Origin of the sequence: Cellvibrio polysaccharolyticus, from assembly GCF_015182315.1 — a bacterium.
GTDB lineage: Bacteria > Pseudomonadota > Gammaproteobacteria > Pseudomonadales > Cellvibrionaceae > Cellvibrio > Cellvibrio polysaccharolyticus.
Genome location: NZ_PRDL01000001.1, coordinates 1239243 through 1258157, shown reverse-complemented (window position 1 = coordinate 1258157; position 18915 = coordinate 1239243). Strand labels below are relative to the sequence as shown.

The window sequence follows — 18915 nt, the reverse complement described above, 5'->3', positions numbered from 1 at the left end:
GAAGCAATCTGCCGGAAGAAAAGCCTTAAGTATCAGAAAAATTATTTGCCAAACCACAAATCCTCAAAACCCAAGGATGAGCACAATGCGAGTTTGGCATTAGGTTACTCCTTTCCAAAACCGTCGAGTCAGGGATGACTCGAGGGAGCCACATGGACGTGTTCATGCGATTTTGGAAAGGAGTAACCTAATGACAAACGTAAGGAATAACACCACCCTCAAAAAAAGACTGACTCCTGCTTGATAAGTAACACACTGCTGCTATTTCAATATTTTTTTCTCCGTTTAAAAGTAAACCCTCTGAAAAAATATTAACGAACAACCTTATAAATCAAGCTTCACGTATTTTTTTGAAAATTATTTTCTTGTGGCACTCTTCTTGCCTTTCCCGACCTCTGAAAAATACAAGCTTATAAAAGCCCGTTAAACAGCGTCACTCGGAAATCACAAGGAAATACCATGAAGTACACACACCTCCGGAAGAACCTGCTGGCCAGCGTTATTGGTTTCAGTACCTTCGCCGGAATTGCACTGCCCGCTTTTGCTAACGATGCCCGCAGCAATACTGCACCAGCCGCCGCCAGCGTTGAAACCGTTCTGGTAACCGGAACACGCCGCAGCGATGTTAGCCACCTTGAAGCATCTGCACCTATTGATGTCTTGACCGGCGATGCGCTGTCCGGCACCGGTGCGCAGGATTTATCGGCTGCGCTGTTAAAACTCACCCCGTCATTTTCACTGCCCAGCACACCGACCGGCAGTTTTGCGTCTTCCATTCCTGTGGGTGCGGCGCTGCGCGGTTTGTCGGCTGACCAGGTATTGGTGTTGATTAACGGCAAGCGCCGTCATACCGGTTCCAACTTTACCCGGCAAAATTTGAATGGTGGCCGCGGCTCGGCGTCGGTTGACCTGAGCCTGATTCCGGTTTCTGCGATTGCCCGCGTTGAAGTATTACGTGACGGCGCCGCCGCACAGTACGGTTCAGACGCGATTGCCGGTGTGATTAACGTGGTGCTGAAAACCCGTAATGACGGCGGTGGTATTGATTACCGCTATTCCGAATTTACCAAACACGGCGGTGAAGGCAATCAGCTGAATGCCTGGAAAGGTCTGGAATTACCGAATGATGGCTTTGTAACGGTTGCGATTAATGCAGGTGATAAAGACCCGGCGAATAATACCGACCCGGACCCACGTCAGTTTTACAACAACATTAATGGCCAACCGGACCCGCGCGAAGCCAATGCCAAGCACCGCAATTGGTTGTTTGGTGCACCGGCTATTCGCGATCAGTACAACGCTCTGATCAACAGCGAACTGCCGATTAATGATCAGGTAACAGCATACGGCTTTACCAGCTACGGCCACCGCACCTCGGTGGGTGAAGGCTTTTATGAGTTCCCGCGCTCTACCTCGCTGGTTAATCAGTCTACTTATTTTAAAGAGCGTTTCCCGGACGGGCGTATTCCGGTTACTGTTTATAAACTGGAAGATTACGCTGCGACCCTGGGCACGCGCATTGGTGAAACCGAAACCGGTTTGATTGATATTTACGTAAACCACGGTGTGAATATTGTCGATTCTTACGATCACAATGGCATCAACCCCAGCTTCGGTCCGGACAGCGCCGACAACTATTTCACCGGTGGCCGTAAAAATTCGCAAACCAACGCCGCGCTGGATTACACCCGCGATATTCCGGTCAGTTTCCTGGCATCACCCTTGACCGTTGCCACCGGTATTTCCTGGCGAAAAGAGCGTTACGAACTGGAAGCCGGCGACCCGATTGCCCATACCCGTGGCCCTTTCTTTAATCCGTCACCGGTTGCCGGTGTGGGTATTCCCGCTATTTATTCCGGTATTACCAATGAAGATGAGCGCTCTATTTCCCGTGACGTGACCGGTGCGTTTTTAAGTCTGGAAGGTTCGCCAACCGAATCATTAGACCTCGGGCTTGCAGTGCGCTACGAAGATTATTCCGACTTTGATTCAACCACCAACGCCAAACTGTCGCTGCGCTACCAATTGACGGACACCTTGTCGTTCCGCTCCAGTGTTGGTACCGGGCACCGCGCGCCGTCTATTGTGCAACTCGGTTACTCCGCATTCAGCGTGCAAACACCGGTTATCAACGGCATCCCGGTTGATGTGCAACAACGTACGTTGCTGGCAACCAGCGATGCGGCCCGGCTGCTCGGCGGTACGGCGCTGACACCGGAAGAGTCCACCAACTTCTCTGCCGGTTTTGTCTGGAATCCGATTCCCAATGCTTACATCACCATTGATGCTTACCAGATTGAGATTGATGACCGCATTCAACTATCCGAAAACCTGTCAGGTGCGGCGGTTGAGCAGGCATTTGCCGGCACACCTTACGACAACATCAGCAACGCGGCGTTTTTTACCAACATTCTGGACACTCGCACGCGTGGTATTGAAGCCTCGGCGACCTATCAATTTGATCTGAACCGTTTTGGTTTGCTGGACGTAAACTTCGGTTATGCCAAAAACGATACCGACATTACCGCAGCGCGGGATATCGTTACCGCTAATGGTGATGTGATTCCGTCAACGGCGATTGTTGGCCGCATTAACCGCGCTTCGCTGGAAGAAGGCAGCCCGCAAGATAAAATTATTTTTGGTCTTGGCTGGAGCCTTGAAAACTGGAAAGTGAATTTCAGTGGTCGCCGTTACGGCGAGTGGACTGCGCGTGTTGCTACACCGTCTGCTACTTCACAGGATCAAACGTTCAGCCCGCAAACCATTTTTGATCTGGACGTAGCTTACCGCTTTGAAAGAGTTCTGCCGGGCGTAAAACTCAGCGCCGGTTTTCAAAATATTTTCAATTCCTACCCGGATCATATTGTCGGGCGCGGTGCCAGCGTAACCAAGTTCAGTTTTAACTCACCGGAAGGTGCTTACGGTCGCGCCTGGTATGCCGGCGTTGCTTATGATTTCTAAATAAACCCTGTTCCGGTGATGCCTGATGCGTTTCAGGCATCACCGGTTTTTTTATTGAGAGGACATATTATGTTTCATCGCACATTAAAAAATCGCCTGAAAACGGCGTTGTTGCTGGTGGCAGCGCTATCGGCAAGCAGTGCCTTTGCGCAATCGCCAAAACCGGATGACAGCCAGGGCGACGGCCGTGTGTCTGCGTTTTACACCTGGGAAAAAAGTATTCCCAAGCAAGCCGGTAAATTACTGCGCTCTGAAAAATTACCGGCGTCCATTGGTCTCGCCAATGCAGGCAAGCAGGAGCGTATTTTATATTCGTCTACCGATGCCTTTAGCGGCACCAGGCCCATCGTGGTTTCCGGTGCGGTATTTATTCCGGAAGGCAAAGCACCGGCGGGTGGCTGGCCGATTGTTGCCTGGGCGCATGGCACCGTTGGCCTGGCCGATATTTGCGCACCTTCCTGGGCGGGTCGCTCCTGGCGTGACGTGCTGTATTTAAACCGCTGGTTGAGCGAAGGCTTTGCTGTGGTCGCGACCGATTACCAGGGGCTGGGCGTTCCTGGCCCGCACCCGCTGATTAATATCCCGGCAATTTCCTGGGGTGTACTCGACAGCGTTCGCGCCGCCGTTAGCCACTACCCGGAGCTGGCCAACAATGTGGTGATTGTTGGCCAGTCGCAAGGCGGCGCTGCTGCTTTTGGTGCAGCAGCTTATGCACCAACCTATGCGCCAGACGTAGGGCTTAAAGGTGCGGTGGGTACCGGTGTAATTTATCGCCGCCATTCTGACCAGCCACCATTGCCATCTGTCAGCTTGCCGGCTGATCCCAACCTGGTGGATTCTGCAATCGCTTACAGCATTTACGGCTTCCTGATTGCGCAGCAACATGAACCTTCTTTGCAGCCTTCCGATTTGTTCACGGAAAAAGGGGCCGCTCTGGTTGAGCAGGCGCGCAGCACTTGCCTGACCGGTTTGATGAACGATGTGGTAACCGCCGGGCTGACGCGGGCCAATACCTTTTTGGAAAAACCTTCCGAACGCTATCAGGCATTTCAGGCCGGCGCCGATGAGCGCGCAAACCGTTACAGCATTTACCCGACGCTGAAACTGGAAGTGCCTATTTTTATTGGTACAGGCGCGTCTGACGTTACCCCGGCAGCGGTTAACCAGTTGGCGCTGATGCGCGATGCCTGCGCTGCCGGTTCTGTAGTTGAAGGCCATTTGTACGCAGGCCTTGGCCACAGCGCAACGGTGAATGCGTCGCTGATAGATTCCATTCCTTTTGCCAAAAAAGTAATTGCCGGTGAAACCATTCAACCGGTGTGTGAGCCGGTACTGCAGTAAGCTTCTTCTCCGGGTCAAGGATGACCCACCATGCGCGGCCGGATTTGGAACCCACAAGAGCAGTTGCTTTGATCCATCCCCTCCTCGCACCTTGAATCTGAATTAAATGACAGGTGCCATCCTGTCCGTTTGTCATTGGCTGTATCAAGTTTGTTTATTAACAAACAGCAGTGTTCGCCCGGCAGCAAAATCGTAATAAACCTCTCTGCATTACTCGCCTTCAAAGCTCAATTATTTTCGTCATCTGTAAACAAACTCTTTTCTCCAACTCCAATCTGCGCATCGCAATCAATGGGTAACTGTACTGCGCCAATAAAATCAATTCCGCTAACCGAGTTGGAATACTTCATGCAATACCCCTCCTGAATCGCATATTGATGCTGAAACTACAGCAGCTGATTTTGATAACCGTTGCTGTGACCCACCTTTTTGAGGATAACAAAGATGTCTACATCTGCCGCCCGTTCGACAGACAACTCCCCCGCACTGGAAACCATCTGGTTTACCCGTTGCCCGGTGCCAACCGCTACTGGCCTTGCTTACAAGCTCGGCTGGTTAACCGATGAATTTGCCCAAGATGGCATTGCCGTAGAAACCCTGCAAGACAACCGTCAACTGGGTCGCCATCACTACGATCACAAATTGCCACAACTGATTCGTGAAGGCGGCAATATTCTTGCGCTGGCAGCCCGCGCACAGGGTTCGGAATCCCGCCTGGTTGGCCTTACCTGGATTGATGAATGGCAAACCATTCTGGTTCGCCCTGACTCAGGCATTACCAAACCGGAACACCTGAAAGGCAAGCGCCTCGCTCTGCCGGATTGGACCAACCACGAACTGCCGGATCACCTGCGCGGCAGCAGCATTGCACGCGGTATGTCTCTGCAAGGTTACCGCGGTGCACTGCACTCGGTTGGCCTGACTTTTGACGATGTGGAATTGGTAGAAGTACCGTCCAACCGCCGCAACCCGACCCGCGATGGCGAAGAAAACACCAATGACGGCCTGCGCAATCTGTGGTCGGGTCTGGATTATCTGGCCAGTGGCAAAGTGGATGCCGTGTACGTAAAAGGTGCTTCTGCAGTAGACGCTGCGAAAGCTGCCGGTGCAGTTGTTGGTATTGATCTGGATGCGCTGGACGACCCGAAATACCGCGTTAATAACGGCACACCCCGCCCGATTACCGTTCATAAAGATTTGATTGAAAATCATTTTGATGAACTGGTTCGCTTCCTTGCGCAAACCCTGCGCGCCGCCGACTGGGCAGCAGACAACCAGCAAAAAGTGCACGAAATTTTGCAAGGTGAAACCCGTGGTAGCAGCACCAGCGTGGTGGAAGCCTATCGCAACGACTTCCACAAAAAATTGCACCCGGACCTGTCAGCACAACGCCTGAGCTGGTTTGAATCGCAGAAAAAAGCGCTTTGGCTGCACGGTTTCCTTGAGCACGATTTTGATTTCGAAAGCTGGGTTGACCACCGCCCGCTGGCTGCTGCGCACGCGCTGCTGGCTGAATGGAAAAAACAGGGCAAGGCCTGATTTTCCGATATCAGGTCTTTTTGAAAGGCCTGCGGTTAACACTTTTACTATCTGATTTTATTGATTGTTACTTTTAATTTTTTGGAGAAATTTACCATGTCACAAGCAGCCGTTCTGGAAACCCCTGCAACACCGGCACTGAGCGATGAAGTACTGGCGTTTATTGAACAAGTGAAAGAGCAAGCCCAACTGGCGTTTGATGTATTCCGTGAAACCAACACCATTACCGCTAACGGCACCGTAGGTTTTGTTGAGCGCGTACCGGGCCACGAACTGCTGGTTTCTGTTAACTATCCTGGCCCGTTTAACCGTGGCCGTGCTATTCAGGCTACGGTAACTGACTTCCAAGGCAATGTGGTTTTTGGCAAAGGCCGTGGAGGCCCGGGTCGTTACACCAAGCTGTTTATTGAGCATCCGGAAGTGACCACCATTTCTCATGTGCATTCACCGGCACTGGGCGCCTGGGCACAGACCCACCGCACTTTCCCGATCACTTACGTTCCGGTACAGCGCTACAAGCTGATCCGTGAACTGCCAGTTTACATTGATCGTCGCCAGGCAGAAGTTGATTTTATTCTCGACAGCTTGAAAGAAAATATTCACACCCCGGCGATTATTGAAGCCAATGGCGGTGCGACTGTGTGGGGCACCAAAGGTTTGCGCGATACGGCTGAATTTATTTTAATTCTGGAAGAAGGCGCAAAAATTCAGATCGATGCACAAGCCATTGGCGGTTCCAAGTACTACGGCCCGGGCGTTTTGGCTCAGCAATTCAAAATGAGCGGTTTGACCGAACAAGCCAAAGCATTGGGCTTGTTGAAAGACGAATAATCATCTCACTTCTTTCACACGCTGATGCGAGTTTGATGCCAGGGCCTTTGTTGCAAAACCGTCGAGTCATGGACGACCGCCAGGGATGGCGGGAGTTAGAGCAATGCAGGAGCCATTGCCGTTGACTCGAGGGAACGACAATCATCTGTGATGATTGGCCGGTGCCGCTTGCGGATATTTATGTGTTTTTGCAACCAAGGCCCTAATGCCAAACGGATTCTATGGCACATAGTCTGAGAAGACACTCCGTCCTTTTGCCAATTGCTACATACAAAAAGCTAAAGCCCCCTAATTTCCAGATAACTGTGTAATCAAGGCACGCCGTACGATTCACAAGGAAATCATTTTATACCCAGAGGTAAGCATGACCGAATTTTCACGTCGCAAATTTCTCCAGCACAGCCTGACAATCGGAGGCGGCGTGATCGGTGCCGGCTTTCTGGCTGGTTGCGACACCGCATCTGACACCGGCAGCCTGATCAGCGCCTCATCACAATCTATTATCAACCTGCTGCCAAAACGTGGCGGCACCATTCGTTTTGGTGTTATTGCGGGCAACCAGGTCGGTAACCTTGATGCACACAAACCACTCGGCGGCGGCGCAGCCTTTCGTGGCTGGGCGCTGTATAGCAAATTGTGGGAGTGGAACCTTAACGCACAGCCTGGCCTGGCACTGGCCGAGTCAACCGAAGTCAACAAAGACGGCACCGAATGGACGATTCGTCTGCACAAAGATCTGGAATTCCATCACGGCAAAACCATTACTGCAGATGACGTTATCTTTTCGCTGCTGCGCTTGACCGACCCGGAACTGGCTTCACCCTACGCCGGCTATTTGTATTCGCTTGACCGCAACAACGTGAAAAAACTGGATGACCTTACTGTGCGGATTCCGTTTCAGGAAGGTCGCGGACTGGTTGCACTGGCAGAGTGCTGGATGAGTTGGGGCGGCATTGTGCCTACCGATTACCACCCGCAAACCAATATTGTAGGCGCGGGTCCTTATCGCCTGAAGAACTTTACGCCGGGTCAACGCTCGGTATTTACCCGCTTTGAAAACTATTACAAAGCAGACCAGCCCTATGCCGATGAAATTGAGATTATCGATTTCCTCGATCAAACCAGCCGCCTGCAAGCATTGCAGTCCGGGCAAATTGATATTGCCACCGGTATTGCCCAGGAGCACTTGCCGTTCGTTAATCAGGATGCACGTTTTGCATTGACCGTGTCGCCTACCGATGCCTGGCAGTCGTTTGATATGAACCTGGAGCGGCCGCCGTTTAACGATGCCCGCGTGCGCAAGGCTTTCCGCCTGATTGCCGACCGTGAAGAGTTGGTTGCTCGCGTGTTGCAAGGGCGCGGTCGTGTTGCCAACGATATTTATGGCGAAACCGATCCTACCTACAACCACACGATTCCCCAGCGCAAACAAAACCTTGATGAGGCCAAACGCCTGCTGGCAGAAGCCGGTTATGAAAATGGCCTGGACATTGAGCTGGTGACAACCACCGGTGCTGGCTTGAATGCGGCGGTGGTGTTTTCACAACAGGCGAAAGCCGCTGGCGTGAATATTCAGGTTAAACAGGTTGATCCGTCGATTTTCTCCGGCCCCAAGCGTAACGATTGGACGTTCAGCACCGGCGGTGGTGTTTCCCGTCCTATTTTGTTGACCGTACAACAGCATGATGGCCCGAGAGCCGTGGGCAATAAAACCCATTTCCGCGATGCCCGCTTTGGCGAACTGATTACCGAGGCCTTGCAGCAACCGGATTTTGAAGCGCGGAAAATTTTGATCCATGAAGCGCAGCAGATTCAACATGATATTGGCGGCATGTTGATTTGGGGTTATGCGGATGTGTTGGATGTTTCTACACAGCACATCGGCGGTATAGAACCGGACCGTTCAGGTTTTGCCGCCTGGCGCACCGACAAGGTGTGGCGTCAGGACGTTTGATAAGTGTGAACATTGAAGGTCACAACCGGGCTTGCTGCCCGTTTGTGATCAGGGCAACTGATTCAAAATCGCATCAATATCCGCAGCAGAACGCCAATCATCACCGGTGATTGGCGTTCCGTGCGCGCAAAGTATGTTTTGCTACACGCGCGACTCGCCCATGTAACTCCCGGGATTGAACGACAACGGCTGCTGCATTCCACCAACTCCCCGCAAAAAATATTGTCGCCCTGGATTAACGAATCCCTGGCACTGACAAGCACTGTTCACATCAAAACATCTCACCAGTAGCAATGACGCAGATCAATGTTTTAAAAGAAACGGCGCTGTTGATTTCCGCTCACCGCCGCAATGTTTTAAAAACAACAGCCACATCATTTTTCGTGTCGAAATGCGAACCTGAAGCTTGTAAAACTTCTGAATAAGCGCCCTTAAGTGTTGGCTTTTATACATTTCAAAAATATAAATAACGCCACCGACGATGGCATGATTTCTGCTCTCTCCTCTTACAGTTCCTGATACCGGTACTTGAAATTGCGGCTGTGCATGATGCGCAGACCGTTGTTGAATTCATAACGGGCATTGTCCTGAATAAACCGTAAAACTGAGGTAAGCCATGAGCCTCGTCTCATCCAGTCGCCAGTCATCACCCGCCAAATCGTCGCTCTTTAGCTTCGCCGATCTGAGCGATTATTTTCCACCCTGGTTCCCCTGGGTGATGGGTCGCCTGTTCTCCGGTCTCGGGGTGGTGGTGGTTATTTCCTTTATTGTATTCGGGGCGACCCAGGCGCTGCCGTCTGACCCGGCGCGGATTATTCTCGGGCCGGAAGCTTCCGAAGCGGCGATTGAAGTGCTGCGCAATCAGCTCGGCTTGAACCAGCCAATCTACATTCAGTACTTTAATTGGCTGGGTGAAATTCTTTCCGGCAACCTCGGCCGCTCTATCGATTCCAACGTAAACGTGTCAGAAGTGATCAGCGCCCGCTTTGCCAACTCGTTTGCCTTGACCATCACCGTGTCGCTACTGGCGATTCCGCTGGCGATGATTGGTGGTGTGTATCTGGCACTGCATCGCGATTCTGCCTTTGACCGCTTCGCCATTACGTCGATTGTTTTGTTCAAAGCGGTTCCCGGTTTTGTGCTGGCAATCTGGCTGGTAATGCTGTTTTCCACCTCGGTTTTTCATATTTTGCCGGCGGCTTCATTGCTTGACCCGAGCAAACCGGCACTGTCGCAATGGCAGTATCTGGTGCTGCCTACCCTGACGCTGGCGCTTTCCGTTATTCCTTATTTGTTACGACTGGTACGCGCTTCGATGATTGAAGCGATGGAGTCGGATTATGTTATCGCGGCACGTTTGCGCGGCATTCCCGAGCGTCACATCATCTGGCGTCATGCTTTGCCGAACGCGCTGATTCCTTCCATTCAAGGCGTGGCCATGACCTTCCGCATGCTGTTCAGTGGTGCCGTACTGGTTGAAGTCGTGTTCAGCTACCCGGGTATCGGTAACTCGTTGAATGCCGCTATCGAAATTCGCGACCTGCCGATGATTCAGGCCATCGTGCTGGCCATTACGGTGGGTGTGGTAGTGATCAACCTGATTGCCGATTTTATTACGCTGATGCTGACACCGCGTTTACGCACCGCCGCTTCACGCAAGAAAACTGAAAAAAGCAAAGCCGAACCACTTGTCAGCAAAGCCGCCGGGAGTGCCGCATGACTACCAAAATCAAAGAACGCAGTGCTAAAACATTGCTGATAACCGGTTGGAAAAGTCAGCAGGTTCGCATTGGTTTTATTCTTACGGTTATCGCGTTACTGGCCGCACTGGCAGGGCCATGGTTTGCTCCTTTCAGCCCGACTGATCTGGTGGGAATGACTTACGGGCAACCGGATGCCCAGGCACCTTTGGGTTACGACGTGCTGGGCCGCGATGTGTTGTCGCGTGTGCTTGCCGGTGGTCAATCGGTGGTGTGGATGTCCATTGCCGCCTCTGCAATTGCCTTGTTTATTGGCGCGGCGCTGGGTGTGACCGGTGCCTTTCTGCGAAAGAAAACCGACCAGGCCATCGTGTGGGGCACCGATGTTTTAATTGCCTTCCCGGATTTGATTCTGGTGTTGCTGATTGTTTCTCTGCTGGGGCGCGAACATTGGTTGATTGTGTTAACGGTAGCCATTGCCTTTATTCCCGGCGTAGTACGCCTCTCCCGAGGTATTGCTTTTAATGTGGTATCGCAGGAATTTATTGAAGCCGCTGAAATGATGGGTTACTCGCGCTGGAGAATTCTGTTCCGCGAAATTATCCCCAATATTCTTACTCCGCTACTGGTGCACCTTGGTGTGATGCTGACCTGGGCAGTGGGCATGCTTTCCGGCCTTGCGTTTCTCGGTTACGGCGTTGCGCCACCAACCGCCGACTGGGGGTTGATGATTAACGAAAACCGTGCAGGTTTGCTAATTCAGCCCATCGCCGTGTTTGCCCCGGTACTTTTAATTGCCATCTTCGCACTGGGTACCAACCTGCTGGCCGAAGGCATCGGACGAATTACATCAAGAATTGAGGAGCGATAACCATGTCACCTGTTGCCGCCGTAGCCCCTGCCCGTTCAGCAGCAACACCGTTGGTGTTGAAAACGAACTCTCCGGTTTATGAACGCATCATCGCCCGCCAAAGCGATACTGCACCGCTGCACCGCGAAGATTTACACCTGGTCAGCACACCGCAAAAAACCCTGCTCTCGGTAAAAGATTTACGCATTGAGCTGGATAACGGTGAAGACATTGTTTCGGATATTTCCTTTCAGTTAGCCGAAGGAAAAATTCTCGGTCTGGTGGGCGAATCCGGTTCCGGCAAAAGTACCATTGCCTCGGCACTGCTTGGTCACACCCGCACCGGCGCGGTAATTACCCAGGGACAAATCAACATCGGCGATACCGATGTATTGGCACTGAATGCGAAACAATTGCGCGACTTGCGTGGCAATGTGGTATCGCACGTTTCCCAGGACCCGGCCACATCGTTGAATCCGTTAATGCGTATTGGCAAGCATCTCGATGAGTTGCTGCAAGTGCATCAACCGGCACTGTCCAAAGCTGAACGTGAAGAACGTATTCTGGCGGTGTTTACCGATGTAGGCTTGCCTGCCGAGCGGGAATTTTTAAAACGTTTTCCTCATCAGTTGTCCGGTGGCCAACAGCAGCGTGTGCAATTGGCATTGGCTTTTGTGTTGCGTCCGCGCCTGATTGTATTGGACGAACCTACCACCGCATTGGATGTAACCACCCAATCCCGGGTGTTGAAAACCATTCGTCACCTGTGCCAAACCTATAACGTCTCAGCCATTTATGTATCCCACGATCTCGCGGTGGTGCAGGAATTGGTTGACCAGATCATTGTGTTATACGCCGGTCGCGTTGTTGAATCTGCTCCACTGAAAACACTGTTTGCCAAACCGTCACACCCTTACACCCAGGGCTTGCTGGCAGCTGTACCCGATGTAGCGCAACGCCGTTTTCTGCAACCGATCCCCGGCCAGGCGCCCTCACCCGGCACCCGTCCGCAGGGCTGTTCTTTTGCAGAACGTTGCCCGCTGCGCAGCGAAAGCTGCCAGACAGCACCGGCACTCTCACGTACTGCCGCAGGTCACGACACCGCTTGCTGGCATCAGGACAGCGGCCCGGCATTTATTAGCCGCGAAGACAACCGCGCCGCCCGCAAACAAAACCGCACCGACGCCGCGCTGCTGCGCGTAGAAAGTCTGTCAGCGTTTTACGGTAAAAAGCAGGTTGTTTTTGATGCGTCCTTTTCACTGAAAGCCGGTGAATGTGTGGCGCTGGTGGGAGAATCCGGATCAGGCAAAACCACCATCGCCCGCGCCCTTGCCGGTGTAGGTGAAGACTCCGGCGGCAACATTTATTACGGCGACAAATTGCTGCCGTTTAAAGCGCGTGACCGCGCACCGGAACTGCGCCACCAGGTGCAATACATTTTTCAAAACCCTTACCGTGCACTGAACCCCCGACACACCGTGGGCACGATTTTGATCAATGCACTGCAACATTTTTTCAAGCTCAGCCACAAGCAAGCCTGGCAACGTGCCGTCAACGCGCTGAACAAAGTATCGCTGCAGTCAGAACTGATGCACGCCTACCCGCGTGAATTGTCCGGTGGCGAGCGTCAACGTGTTGCCATTGCCCGCGCTCTGGTTTGCGAACCGCGTTTGCTGATTTGTGACGAGATCACATCGGCGCTGGACGTATCCGTGCAAGCCAACATTCTCGCCTTGTTGCGTGAACTTCAAGCTGGCGGTTTGTCACTGTTGTTCGTCACTCACGATCTGGGAGTGGTGCGTGCCATCGCTGATGACGTGGTGGTATTGCACCAGGGCGTCATTGTTGAACAAGGCCCGGTGGATGAAGTGCTGGATACACCGGAAGCAGACTACACCCGCCTGCTGGTTTCACACTCACCGTCCAGCATCAAGCAGTTGCAATCCAACTGGTCGCAACCGTTTGAGTACGTTTAAGGAATCGTTATGTCTGTGGTTGAACATGCAACGCTGGATCAATTGTTTCTCAAGGCAAGAAGTATTCATCAGTTTTTGCCGGCCGAGGTTTCCAATGAAACCCTTCGTGAGCTGTACACGCTGGTAAGACAAGGCCCTACCGGCTTTAACGCCCAGCCGGCGCGATTTTTATTTGTGCGCTCGCCGGAGGCCAAGCAGCAACTGGCACCGGCGCTGTCATCCAGCAACCGCGATAAAACCATCGCCGCGCCGTTGAATGTGATCATCGCTTACGATGAAAATTTTCACGATGAGTTGCCAGAGCAGTTTCCTGCTTACGATGCGCGCAGTTTTTTTATCAATAACCCGTCATGGATTGAGCCAACCGCTCGCACCAATGCCACCTTGCAAGCCGGTTATTTGTTTATTGCAGCGCGGGCACTGGGGCTGGATGTTGGGCCTATGTCGGGCTTTGATAATGCCAAAGTGGACGAGATTTTTTTCGCGGGTACGTCATGGAAGAGTTTGTTGCTGGCCAACATTGGTTATGGTGATCACAGCAGCGTAAAGCCTGTAGGCCCACGTCTGGATTTTGGTAAAGCCGTTAGTGTTTTGTAGTTTTCAATCACTTTAAATGATCGATATTGCAAATATTCAGATATCCAGGTGTGACCAGGTATCTCTCTGTCCGTTTGCCATCAGGCGGTGTGTTTCAAAAACGCATGACAAATTGGCAGGATTGCCCATTTGCACAGCGAAGCTGCCCGCAGGGTAAGCCACAGGGAGGTGGCGAATGACTCGACGGTTTTGAAACACACCGCCTAACGCCAAACTCACACTGTGCCACCTTACACTTTTCAGAAAGCCGATTTTAAGCCACTGAACCCCCTCCAGGGGAAGATCAGTAAAACGTCATATCACCTGCATCTCATTGATGCATTTCAACAGGATATTTTTTATGTCTGGGTCAAATAACAAGCCGGATACTATCTGGTTTACACGCTGTGCGGGTCAGGGTCGTGGTGGCGTACCAACGGCCACCGGTATTGCTTCGCAGTTGGGCTGGTTAACCGAAGAATTTTCCCGCGACAATATCAAAGTACGCGCGCTGCAAGACGAAGACGCGCAAGAACTGCGCTATCACCATTATGATCACGAACTGCCCACACTGATTCGCGAAGGTGGCAATTTGTTTTCTATTCCGGCTCGTGCGCAAGGCGCCAAAACGCGTCTGATCGGTTTAACCTGGATTGAAGAAGGCCAATTTATTCTGGTGCGCCCCGACTCGGACATCAAAACTCCGGCCGATTTGAAAGGCAAACGCCTGTCACTGCCTGCTTACAACCCGGTTGATATTCAGCAAAACAAACGCGGCCGCAGCATCTCCCGTCATATGAGCTTGCACGGTTACAAAGGTGCTTTGGCATCAGCAGGTTTAACGCTGGACGACATCACGCTGGTTGAATTCGGAGGCCAAGGCACTGGCGGTAACGATGAGCGCAGCGGTTTCTTCGTTGGTGCGGATGCCTTGCTGAAAGGTGACATTGACGGGCTGTATGTAAAAGGCGGTGCCGCTGTTGATAAGGCACGTGAGCTGGGTCTGGTGGTGGGAATTGATCTGGACAAGTTACCGGAGCGTCGCTTCCGCGTGAATAACGGTACACCCCGCCCGATTACCGTTCACGAAGATTTACTCAACAACCATTTTGATGAGCTGGTGCGATTTCTGGCACAGGTATTACGTGCAGCCGAGTGGGCGAAAACCAATCTTGACGGCGTTTACGATGCACTGCATAAAGAAACCGGCGCAAGCATTGAAGGTTTGAAAGGCGCCTACCGCGATGGTTTTCATCTGCACCTGGCACCGGATCTGTCTGAAGAACGTATTGAATTATTCCGCCAGCAAAAAGACTTTTTGCTGAAGCACGGCGTACTGGATAATGATTTCGACTTCGACGGCTGGATCGACCACCGCCCACTGGCAGCAGCCTGGAAGTTGTTGCAATCGCAGAAAGTGGCAGAGGAAGAAGCCGTCGCGGTGTAAAAAGCAAACAGGCCTATGACCTGCACAATGCAGTTTGGCGTTAGGATATCTGTTCCAAAACTGTCGAGTCATGGATGACTCGTCAGAGCTACAGGGAACGTATTCATGCGTTTTTGGAACAGATATCCTAATGACAAGCAGTCAGAATGACACCGATATTTCAGCCAGGAAAGGCCGGGAACCTTGCAATCAACTGAGGCACTGAAGAGTAAATTTTATTCAGATGCTATTTTCTATTTCTGAAAATGTTAGTAAAGAAATTAATGAAAGCCCCACTTCTGCAAGTTTTTCCTTGCCACCTGTTTCTCGGTCAATAACACACAAGGCAGCTACCGGTTCAACACCGTCTTCACGCAGTTTCGCCAGAGCATCAATGATCGCTCCACCACTGGAAACGACATCCTCAATCAAAACAAACTTCTTCCCCGCCAGCGAAGCACCCTCCGCATAACGACAGGTACCGTATTCCTTGGCTTCTTTACGAATAAAAGTCGCTGGCAAACCGGTTACCTGACTTAACACAGTAACAACCGGGATACCCCCCATCTCCAATCCAGCCAGCACTTCAATACCCTCGGGCAACAGTGCAGCCAGAGACTTTGCAATTTCCAGCAACAACGTCGGGTCGGATTCAAATTGATATTTGTCAAAGTAGGTATCGCTCACTTTTCCCGAGCGCAGCGTAAATTGCCCGGACAAGCGGGCTGATTTCTTTATTTGACAGGCAAGGTTGGACATCATTTCACCTTTCAGGACATCTGGTATCACTTTTGGGAAAACAACATGTGCTATCTATCAGTTCGCCATTAGGCTGCCTGTTCCAAAAATGCATAAATATCCGCAAGCGGAGCCGGCCAATCATCGCAGATGATTGTCGTTCCCTGCGCGCAAAACATGTTTTGCTTATTGCGCACTCCACCCCGGTAGCGCCGACGGGTCAATGGCAATTGCTCCTGCATTGCCCTAACTTCCGCCATCCATGGCAGTCGTCCATGACCCGACGGTTTTGAAACAGGCAACCTAACGTCAAACTCGTATTGTGCCCATATTGGATTGATGAGTGACGTTGCGTAGAAGCGATAAATCAGCTCGCCTTTTGCGCATTAATCGCAGCAAGCTTGCGGGCGCTGGCGGCGCTGTACTCGTTGGGGGAAATACCATTGAGATAGTAGTTGCCTACATGATGCAAGCGCCAGCGAATCGGATCGTGGGTGGTGTGCACGCGGGCATCGCCGAAGAAGCGGTTGAGATTGAACTTGTTGTAAGACGAACTTGCGCCCAGCAATGAAAAAATATCGCTGGAAATACTAATAGACGCATGATCCGATTGTGCACGGGCACTGGCAACAGCAAGAATCAACTCATCTTGCAAATGGCTGTTGTTTTCCGTAGTGCGATACACTTCAAACAATTCCGCCGCGTCACGCAATAACGATTCGGCAACGCGTATTGCAATCGCATAATCGCCAATCTGTTTGATAATCAGCGGCTCTTGTGTGGGGTGTTCAACGTCGGCATCCACCCACACATGGGCATGATTTTTCAAATAATCAACTGCCGCATCCAAGGCGCCGCGCGCAATACCGGTATCAATAGCAGCATGCAGAATTTGTGGCCAGGTCAAACCGGTTCTTACCGGTGCGGCGGCGTCCGGGTCGGGCTGCGGTGAGGATTCCTTGCGCTGGGTTACCCACTCATCGTCCAGCACCAGATCTTCAAAAATCACACTGCCACTGACCGAGTGTTGCTGACCAAAACCATCCCAGTCATCCACCAGGCGTACACCTGGAGTATTGCGATTCACCAGAAAACCGATATTACCTTCGGCTGTGCGCGCCCCGGAGGAAATCCACTCAGCCAGATGCGAGCCGGTGGTGTAAAACTTGGTGCCGTTAACCACCCATTTCCCGTCTGCGTTTCTTACCGCTGAGGTTTTATGATCAAACTTGGTTTTACCACCGGTTTCTGCACCGGCGTGGCCAAAGCGTTTGCCATCAAGAATATCGGCGATTAACCGGTCGCGTACCGCACCCGCTGGCCGCTCGAATACGCCGCGCAACATCACATTGTGAATTTGCAGCAACTGCCCTACGCCGCCATCGGCGGTAGAGATAATACGCACCGCTTCTACCAGCGTAGGAACGCTGGCGCCAAGCCCGCCCAAATGTTTGGGCACTGCAATGGTGGTAATGCCTGACTGCGAAAGAATTTCCGCATGGCGAAAGGGTACCTGTTGTTGCAGCTCGTGGTCGCCCGCCAGTGCGCGGATTTTTTCAGCGGCTTCATGCGCAGCGGCGATGGCTTCTGCTTCGCTTTTCAGAACGTTGTTTGGGGTAGTTTTCAGCAACGGAGCGCTGTTTTTGTGTTGTTCACTCATGATGCTACTCCCACGGCAGGGGCTTCTGTTGTTGATGCGGCTTCTGACACAGTAATGGCACCGGCAGCGGCCAGTTCTTCACGTTTTAAACGAGCGGCGCGGCCATATTCATCCGGCGGTACGCCATTCAAATAATAATTACCGACGTGGTAAATTCTCCAGCGAATAGGATCGTGGGTAGTATGCACACGGGCGTCCGCCCAATAGCGGTGTAAATTCCATTTACCAAGGGTGGAGTTGGCACCGGTCAGTGAAAACAGATCGCGCCCTACGTAAATGGACGCATGATCCGATTGCGCACGCGCCGTGGCCGTGGCCAGAATCAATTCGTTTTGCAGCTCGACATTCTGCGGGTCAGCATGATGCTGATCAAACAGCGTGGCGGCATATTTCAGTGCGGATTCAGCACCGCGCACCGCCACGGCGTATTCGCCGATGGTTTTAATAATGTGATGTTCTTCAGAGGCTTTTTCAACATCCGCATCGACCCACACGCGGGTGTGGTTACGCAGATAATCTACCGCTGCATCCAATGCACCACGGGCAATACCGGTATCAATGGCGGCGTGTAAAATTTGCGGCCAGGTGAGGCCGGTACGCCCCGGTAAACTGTTGTTATTGGCCGTTATTTCGCCGGCCGGTTTCGGTGCGAAACGCTCATCCAGCAGGACGTTTTCAAAACGAATACTGCCACTGACCGAATGCTGCTGGCCAAAGGCATGCCAGTCGTCTTCAATAATCACGCCCGGATCATTACGGTTAACCAATGCACCGGATGGGCCGGTGTCGCTGGTGGCAGAAACTGAAATCCATTCAGCAAGGTAGCAGCCGGTGGCAAATACTTTGCGGCCATTAAGTACCAGTTTACCCTCAGCGTTGCGCTCAATACGGGTGCCGCCGCCCTTGCCTTTTCCTTTACCTTCGGCCAGTGCATTGCCAAAACGTTTGCCATTGAGAACGTCTTCAATCAGTCGCTCCCGAAAGGCGTCATCCGGCCGGGAAAAAATGCCGCGGATCATCACGTTGTGAATTTGCAAAATCTGGCCAACACCACCGTCGGCAGCAGAAATAATACGCACCACCTCAACCACGGTTTTTACCGATGCGCCAATGCCGCCCAGCGCTTTGGGGACGAGGATAGAGGTTAAACCGTAGCCGGATAAAATATCCGCCTGCTCAAACGGGATGCGATCGTTTTCACTGCGCTTTTTCGCCAGCACTTTTATCGCCGCAGCGGCTTCGTGTGCAGCTTCAATGGCCTCTGCTTCACTGGCCAGGCGCGCAGCGCGCACATTAGCCAGTGGAACAGTCGCAGAACTGGATAAGGATTGGGACATAGCGGAATCTCATCAGCAAAAATGCC

At 52.2% G+C, this 18915-nt stretch carries 14 protein-coding genes; 10 read left to right on the top strand and 4 right to left on the bottom strand.

The window, feature by feature from the left end; all coding sequences use genetic code 11:
* Positions 1-459: 459 nt before the first annotated feature.
* Positions 460-2961 (top strand): TonB-dependent receptor plug domain-containing protein, encoded by a 2502-nt coding sequence (locus C4F51_RS05285; protein ID WP_193907809.1) that lies wholly within the window; start codon positions 460-462, stop codon positions 2959-2961.
* A 69-nt stretch (positions 2962-3030) separates the two neighbouring features.
* Positions 3031-4302 (top strand): lipase family protein, encoded by a 1272-nt coding sequence (locus tag C4F51_RS05280; protein ID WP_193907807.1) that lies wholly within the window; start codon positions 3031-3033, stop codon positions 4300-4302.
* Positions 4303-4529: 227 nt separating this feature from the next.
* On the opposite strand, the gene C4F51_RS18255 is transcribed toward C4F51_RS05280, so the two are convergent.
* Positions 4530-4652: a hypothetical protein gene (locus tag C4F51_RS18255; protein ID WP_268905020.1), complete on the bottom strand. Its 123-nt coding sequence runs from the start codon at positions 4650-4652 to the stop codon at positions 4530-4532.
* Between the two features lie 94 nt (positions 4653-4746).
* Here C4F51_RS18255 and C4F51_RS05275 point away from each other — a divergent pair, with 94 nt between their 5' ends.
* The 8 genes from C4F51_RS05275 to C4F51_RS05240 all read left to right on the top strand — a co-directional run bounded on the left by C4F51_RS05275 (position 4747) and on the right by C4F51_RS05240 (position 15175).
* Positions 4747-5841, top strand: a complete 1095-nt coding sequence (locus tag C4F51_RS05275; RefSeq protein ID WP_193907805.1) for an ABC transporter substrate-binding protein — start codon at positions 4747-4749, stop codon at positions 5839-5841.
* A 96-nt stretch (positions 5842-5937) separates the two neighbouring features.
* Positions 5938-6672: a class II aldolase/adducin family protein gene (locus C4F51_RS05270; protein WP_193907803.1), complete on the top strand. Its 735-nt coding sequence runs from the start codon at positions 5938-5940 to the stop codon at positions 6670-6672.
* Between the two features lie 364 nt (positions 6673-7036).
* Positions 7037-8626, top strand: coding sequence for an ABC transporter substrate-binding protein (locus C4F51_RS05265; protein WP_193907802.1), 1590 nt, complete (start codon positions 7037-7039; stop codon positions 8624-8626).
* Positions 8627-9242: 616 nt separating this feature from the next.
* Positions 9243-10346, top strand: a complete 1104-nt coding sequence (locus tag C4F51_RS05260; protein ID WP_193907800.1) for an ABC transporter permease — start codon at positions 9243-9245, stop codon at positions 10344-10346.
* Entirely contained in the window at positions 10343-11197 is an 855-nt protein-coding gene (locus C4F51_RS05255; RefSeq protein ID WP_193907798.1) for an ABC transporter permease, read from the top strand. Before C4F51_RS05260 ends, C4F51_RS05255 begins: the two co-directional genes overlap by 4 nt.
* Before the next feature lie 2 nt (positions 11198-11199).
* A complete protein-coding gene (locus C4F51_RS05250) occupies positions 11200-13152 on the top strand; it encodes a dipeptide ABC transporter ATP-binding protein (protein ID WP_193907796.1) in 1953 nt (650 codons plus the stop codon).
* A 9-nt stretch (positions 13153-13161) separates the two neighbouring features.
* Complete coding sequence (locus tag C4F51_RS05245; RefSeq protein ID WP_193907794.1) at positions 13162-13749, top strand: malonic semialdehyde reductase; 588 nt, start codon at positions 13162-13164, stop codon at positions 13747-13749.
* 340 nt (positions 13750-14089) lie between these two features.
* The gene (locus tag C4F51_RS05240; RefSeq protein WP_193907793.1) at positions 14090-15175 is read left to right on the top strand and encodes an ABC transporter substrate-binding protein; all 1086 of its coding nucleotides are present in this window, start codon (positions 14090-14092) and stop codon (positions 15173-15175) included.
* Positions 15176-15394: 219 nt separating this feature from the next.
* On the opposite strand, the gene pyrE is transcribed toward C4F51_RS05240, so the two are convergent.
* The 3 genes from pyrE to C4F51_RS05225 all read right to left on the bottom strand — a co-directional run bounded on the left by pyrE (position 15395) and on the right by C4F51_RS05225 (position 18889).
* Positions 15395-15913, bottom strand: coding sequence for an orotate phosphoribosyltransferase (gene pyrE, locus C4F51_RS05235; protein ID WP_193907792.1), 519 nt, complete (start codon positions 15911-15913; stop codon positions 15395-15397).
* A gap of 346 nt (positions 15914-16259) precedes the next feature.
* Entirely contained in the window at positions 16260-17552 is a 1293-nt protein-coding gene (locus C4F51_RS05230; RefSeq protein WP_193907791.1) for an acyl-CoA dehydrogenase family protein, read from the bottom strand.
* Positions 17549-18889, bottom strand: a complete 1341-nt coding sequence (locus tag C4F51_RS05225) for an acyl-CoA dehydrogenase family protein (RefSeq protein ID WP_193907790.1) — start codon at positions 18887-18889, stop codon at positions 17549-17551. Before C4F51_RS05225 ends, C4F51_RS05230 begins: the two co-directional genes overlap by 4 nt.
* Positions 18890-18915: the final 26 nt, after the last annotated feature.